We start from the raw sequence: 6,117 nt of genomic DNA on the forward strand, positions 1-6,117 counted from the left end.
ACCCGGCTCCCTCCGCCGCGCCGGACGCCGCGCCGACGGTGGCCCCCGCCCCCGGCGGGGCCACGGCCCCCGCCGAGGTGGCCACGACGGCCGACGACGCCGTGCAGCTGTTCGTCCGCGGCACCGACCTGACCCTCAGCGCCGGCGGCGACGGCGGGGACACGGGCTCGCCCGTGCCCTCGGTGCCGGCCGTCGCGGGCCCGCTCCTCGAGGAGCTCACGACGCAGCTGGAGGAGTACGACGTCAACGGCTGGCGGCAGGAGGGCCGGACGACCGTCGTGTCGAGCGAGGTGCTGTCGCAGGACGCGACGGGCCAGGTGCTCCGCGTCTGCGTCGACTCCTCCGACGTCCGCGTCGTCGACGAGCAGGGCGTCCTCGTGCAGCCGACCGACGGGCTGCGCACCCGGCAGGCGGTGCAGCTCACCGTCCAGCAGACCGACGGTGCGTGGCAGGTGGTCCGCCGCGACTTCCCGGACGACCCGGACTGCTGACAGACCGGCGGCACCGCGCCCGCCGGCCCCGCGCAGGGCACGCAGGGACGCCCCCCGACCTCTCGGTCGGGGGGCGTCCTCGTCTGCCGGGTGCTGCCGTCAGGGGGCGAGGCGGGTGACCACCACGTCGTCCACCTCGACCGCGGCCGCGCCCGCCGTGGTGCCGGCCTTGACCGAGGACAGGAACAGCTGCCCCGGCCCAGCGACCCCGGGGACCGCGAGCGAGGTGGTCCACGCCTGCGGCTCCGCGGCGGCCGCCGGCCACACCTTGAGCATCACGGTGTCGCCCACGACCCGCAGCCGCAGCATCTGCGGGGCGGTGCTCACCTGCTGGGCGCCGGGCACGGTGGCCACCGTGGTCACGCCCCCGGCCTGCGCGCGCTGGACCGCGACGGCCCCGGTCCACGAGCTCAGCTCCACGCCCAGGCCGTCCTGGGGACGGTAGGCGTTGCGCCAGCCGCCGCTGCCCCGGGTGAAGACCGTGAGGTAGGAGCGCACCGACGTGTCGGTCCACCGGAACCTCAGGAGCGTGTCGGTGTCCCGCTCGCCGGGCAGGGCGAGCGTGGCGCGGGCGTAGGCACCCGACGTGCTGGTGAACGCGAGCCGGCCGGCGCCCGAGGCGACGGTCGCCGAGCCGTTCCCCGACGTGGTCTGCCACGGCGCGCCCCAGGGACCGTCGGCGCGGCCGAACGCGTCGGAGAAGACGACGGTCTGGCTGCTCGCGGTGGTCACCTGCAGCACGGCGCTGGCAGCGCCGCGGTTGCCCGCGGCGTCGACGGCGACGACCTGGTAGCCGTATGTCGTCGACGGCGAGAGCCCGGTGTCCGTGCGCCCCGTCGTCGCCGTGGTGCCGGGAAGCTCCGCGCCGTCCCGGAGGACGACGTAGCCGGCCACCCCGCGGTCGTCGGTGGCCGCGGTCCAGGCCAGGGTCGCCTGCGAGGCGGTGACGTCGCTCGCGGACAGCCCCTGCACCTGCGCCGGTGCCGTCGTGTCCTCCGGCACCACCACCGCGACGGGCGCCGACGTCGTGCTGTTGCCGGCGGCGTCGGCGGCCACCGCGGTGAGGACGTGCTCGCCCTCCGCCACGGCGGACCACGGCAGCTCGTACGGGGCCGTCGCGTCCTCGGCGACCTGCGCGCCGTCGACGAGGAGGCGCACCGAGACCACGCCGCGGTCGTCGTCGGCCTGTGCCCGCACGGTCACCGGCCCGAAGACCTCGGCTCCCGCGGCCGGCGAGGTGATGGCGACCGTGGGGTCGCTGGTGTCCGGCGGCCCCGTCCGCCCGGAGGCCCGGTAGTGGGCGTCCACGTCGGCCGGCGCGAGCACGCCGTCGTAGACGGCGACCTCGTCGATGTCACCGGAGTACCAGTCCGAGGACGGGCGGTCGGGCCAGGCACCCAGGTTGTCCCCGCCGACCCGCCAGAAGCCCTGGTAGGCCTGGTTGGCGGAGGTGGGGTTGCTCCCGACCAGCTGGTTGTCGACGTAGAGCCGCATGCCGCCGGGGCCCTGGGTGGCGACGACGTGGTGCCACTGCCCGTCGTTGTACGCGGCGTCGGACACCACGGTCGCGAACCCGTCCACGTACACCCCGAAGACCAGGCGGCCGTCGTCGCGCATGTAGACGTGCTTGTCGTAGGCGCCGCTGTTCCCCTCGGCCGCGTTGCCGAAGCCCACCAGCTTGCCACCGGTGGTCGTCGTCGTCCGGGTCCACAGCTCGGCGCTGTAGACGGTGGGCTGGGAGGAGCTGGTCGACCGGACGCCGGCGGGGGCGCCGCCGAAGCGTGCGGCGGTGCGGCCGGGCTCGAGGGCGCCCTCGACACCGAAGGTGACGGGCCCGGTGACGACGCCCTCCTCCTGCATGCCGGAGCTGTCCGCCGCCGTGGCCCCGCCGGCACCGTCGAGGCGCCAGTAGAAGCTCGGGCCGTCCTGGACGACCGAGGCGCCGTAGGCGTCGGTCGGCGCGGGCGGCAGGGCGGGGGTGCGCCCGGTGGCGGAGTAGTGGGCGGCGACCGACGAGGCGGGGAGCGCGGCGCCGTAGACCGCGACCTCGTCGATGCGTCCGGCGAAGAACGCCGACGGGGGCTGGTCGGGCCAGCCGCCGAGGCTGTCCCCGCCGATGCGCCAGACGCCCGGGTAGCCCTGGTTCTGGGCCTGGCCGTTGCGGCCGACGCGGACGCCGTCCACGTACAGGACCATCCCGCCGGGACCCTGGGTGCCGACGACGTGGTGCCAGGCGCCGTCGTTGAGGCCGGGGGCGGAGGCGATGGTGTGGGTGCCGCCGACGTAGACGCCGAAGACCAGGCGCCCGTCGCCGGTCATGTAGACCTGCTTGTCGTACTGGCCGCTGACCTGGGGGTTGCCGTTGAAGTCCAGGCCGCCGCGGCTGTCGCCGAAGCCGATGATCTTGCCGCCGGCGGTGCTCGTCGTGCTGAACCACGCCTCGACGGAGAACTGCGACGGCCCCTGGGCCATGACCTCGCTCGAGACGTACGTGCTCGCCCCGTCGAAGCGCACCGAGCGGTCGCCGTCGGCGGTGGCGCCCTCCTGCCCGAAGGCCGGAGCACCGAAGACGGTGCCGCCGTCCAGGCGGGGGGAGGCGTCGGACAGGGCCGGGCCGGCGGGCTCGCCGAGGCGCCAGTGCAGCGACGGCGAGTCGGCGGCGACGGCCGCCTGGTAGGCCGGGGCCTGGGCCAGAACGGTCACGGGCGCCGCCGTGGTGCGCGGGCTCACCCCGGTCCCGTTCTTCTCGGCGACCTCGACGGAGTAGGTCACCGAGGTCCCGGGGGCGAGCCCGGTGTCCTCGAAGCCCGCCACCGGCTGGCGCCAGAACAGCGAGTGCACGTCGGCGGTCGCGATCGGCGCGGTCGTGCCGCTGCGGTACAGCCGCACCACGAGGTCGACGTCGTCGTTGTCGGTCGGCGACTGCACGAACACGGACACCTTGCCGTCGCCCCGGGCGATGGCGCGGACGGCGGCGGGCTGGCTGGGGCGGGCCGTGGGCCCGGCCGGCGAGAAGCGCGTGAAGCCCTGCTGGGCGACGCCGTTGACGGTGGTGAACTCCCCGCCGACGAAGACCTGGGAGCCGTCGTTGGCGAGCGTGCGCGGGCCGAGGCCGCCGGCCGCCCCGCCGTTGGTGTTGGGGTACCAGGACTCGAGCGCGCCGTCGTCGGCGCCGCGGGCCAGGAGCTTGCGCGACAGCCCGCGGGACCAGCCGGTCTCGGTGAAGGCGTCGGGGTCGAAGGACCGGTCGCCGGAGCAGTCGTGGGCGTGGGACCCGGTGTAGAGGACGCCGTCGAGCAGGGTCACGCCCTGCGTGGCGCCCAGGCAGCGGCTGATCCACTTGGTCGTGCCGCCGGCGTGCTGGGCGGCGAAGGTGCCGTCGAAGCAGCCGCCGCCCGTGCCCTCGGCGGAGTAGTACGCCGTGGTGCTGTCGACCGCGATGTCGGTGGTCTCGACGATGCAGCCGGGGGTGCGGCGCGGGATGGCCTCCTGGGCCGCGGGCAGGGGAAGGACCTGGCCGGTGGTCGCGTCGACCACCGCGGCCGCCTGTTGGGCGGTGTCGCCGTTGACGGCGAGGAAGGCCCCGGCCAGGTAGAGGCGGTCGCCCTGGGGGGACACCGCGATGTCGTAGAGCACGTTGTCCGGGTTGGTCGTGAAGGGACGCAGCGCGCCCGAGGTCGCGTCGAGCGCCGCCACGCGGGAGCGGGTGGTGGTCCCGATCCTCGTGAAGTACCCGCCCACCCAGACGGTGGTGCCCTGGACGGCGATGCCCGAGACCCGGCCGTTGGCGGCGGGGGCCCAGGGCAGCAGCGCCCGGGTCGAGGCGGAGAAGGCGGCGAGCCGGTTGCGGGTCTGGCCGGCGATCGTCGTGAAGTCGCCGCCGACGTAGAGGCGGGACCCGTCGGGGCTGACGGTCAGGGACCGCACGGTGGCCGAGGCGTCGGGGTTGAAGCCCGTGATGAGGGCACCGGTCGCCGCGTCGAAGGCCGCGAGCCGGTTCCGCGTCGTCTGATTGGTCCCGGGGGCCGCGCCGGGCGGCCGGACCGCGGTGAAGTCACCCCCCACGTAGACCACGCCGCCCACGGCGGCGATGGCCCGCACCGTGCCGTTGGTCTGCCAGCTCGTGGCGGCGGCTCCCGGCACCGTCCCCTGCAGCGCCAGGGCGGGGGCGGCGAGCGCCGTCAGCCCCGCCGTGACGAGGACGGAGGCGAGCAGCAGGCTGATCGTGCGACGGACGTTGTCCATGGGTGCTCCAGCGGACCCGACGCGTGGTTCTCACCCTGCGTGAGACGCGACGGGGACGACGCTAACCACCCGGGCCGTCCCGCACGCAGCGTTTGCGCAACCCCGCCCCGCAGGCGTCCTGAGGGTCACCAGGTCGCACGCAGCGTGACCGCGGCCCGACGAGGGGCTCGCCCGGGCGCGCGGGCACTCCCTGCAGCGTCGTCACCCGGACGGCCCAGCGGCCTCCGGGGCGGGGATGTTCCCACCGCGGTCCCTCCGGCGTAGCAGATCGCGGACAGAGGCAGCGTGATGTCCGTCACTCCTGTTCCTACGCGGCGTGACGGGACGTGATCCAGGTCATAGCCCGCGGAGGTTTGACCGGCGGACCGACGAATCGAGGGAAACCGGAAGGTCAGACCCGGGATGGACGCCCCTCTAGCACCGGTCGGCGCCCTCGGACGGACGCCCGGCCGTCCGTACGCAGAGTGAGAACAGGACCCGACGCCCGTCCGACGCTGCTATGCGTCCTCGGCAGCCCTCTTGCCAGGTCTGACAGGCTGCGACCGCACCAGCCCGTTCACGCCCTGTCATGGACGTGCGGCCGAGACGGTGACCTGCGTCCACCGTCGGCCGCGGTCGTTCAAGGGGCCTGCTGGGGCACCGATACAGCCATGGACTCCCCGTCCACCTTGCCTCGAAGCCCGAGCCGGAACCGCAACGGAGTACCTCATGACCCCCGCCCCCGCCCCCAGACGTCTACGTCGCCTGATGGCCCCCGTCGTCGGCCTGATGCTCGTCGCGCCGCTCCTGCCCTCGACCGTCACCAGCGCCAGCGCCGCCACCAACCTCGTCGTGAACCCCGGCTTCGAGACCACGACCACCGGCTGGACAGCCCCCACCACCGGCACGCGGCTCCTGCGCTCGTCGGTCGTCAAGTCCGGCGCCGCCTCCGGCAAGGTCACCAACCGCACCAAGACCCCCCAGACCGTCGTCCTCAACGACGCCGCGAACACCGTCGGCTCCACCGTCGCCGGCGCCGCGGTCACCGCGACCGCGTGGGTGCAGACCGACGACCCCGGCACCTCGGTCGCGATCCGCCTCATGGAGTATGCCGGCAGCGAGCTCAAGGGCCAGGCCCGCGGCACCGCGTGGCTCGCCGGCACGGGCTGGCAGCAGGTGAGCGTCACCTACACGCCCGCCAGCTCCGGCTCCAACCTGGACCTCAACGTCCTCGGCTGGGACGTCGCGCCCGGCAAGAGCGTCCGCGTGGACGACGTCAGCGCGACCGTCGGCGGCTCCGCCTCCGTCCCGGCGCCCGCCCCCGCCCCAGCCCCTGCGCCGGACCCGGCCCCTGCTCCGGCGCCTGCTCCAGCCCCCGCCCCCGCTCCCGCCCCGGCGCCTG

The 6,117-nt window shown here is 75.1% G+C and carries 2 protein-coding genes and 1 pseudogene; 2 read left to right on the forward strand and 1 reads right to left on the reverse strand.

Going from position 1 to position 6,117, the window contains the following annotated elements:
* Window positions 1-491 (forward strand): annotated as a pseudogene (locus WCS02_RS16245) (hypothetical protein); the annotation flags it as partial.
* A gap of 99 nt (window positions 492-590) precedes the next feature.
* On the opposite strand, the gene WCS02_RS16250 reads toward WCS02_RS16245, so the two are convergent.
* Window positions 591-4,736 (reverse strand): LamG-like jellyroll fold domain-containing protein, encoded by a 4,146-nt coding sequence (locus WCS02_RS16250; protein WP_340295127.1) that lies wholly within the window; start codon window positions 4,734-4,736, stop codon window positions 591-593.
* Window positions 4,737-5,483: 747 nt separating this feature from the next.
* Between WCS02_RS16250 and WCS02_RS16255 the strand changes: the two genes are divergently transcribed.
* On the forward strand, window positions 5,484-6,117 hold a 634-nt coding region (locus WCS02_RS16255; protein WP_340295129.1), incomplete at its 3' end, for a carbohydrate binding domain-containing protein.

It is taken from the genome of Aquipuribacter hungaricus, assembly GCF_037860755.1.
GTDB lineage: Bacteria > Actinomycetota > Actinomycetes > Actinomycetales > JBBAYJ01 > Aquipuribacter > Aquipuribacter hungaricus.

Bases quoted from the DNA above. Each gene is read 5' to 3' on its own strand.
- WCS02_RS16250 (WP_340295127.1), bottom strand. From the start codon at position 4,736: ATGGACAACGTCCGTCGCACGATCAGCCTGCTGCTCGCCTCCGTCCTC.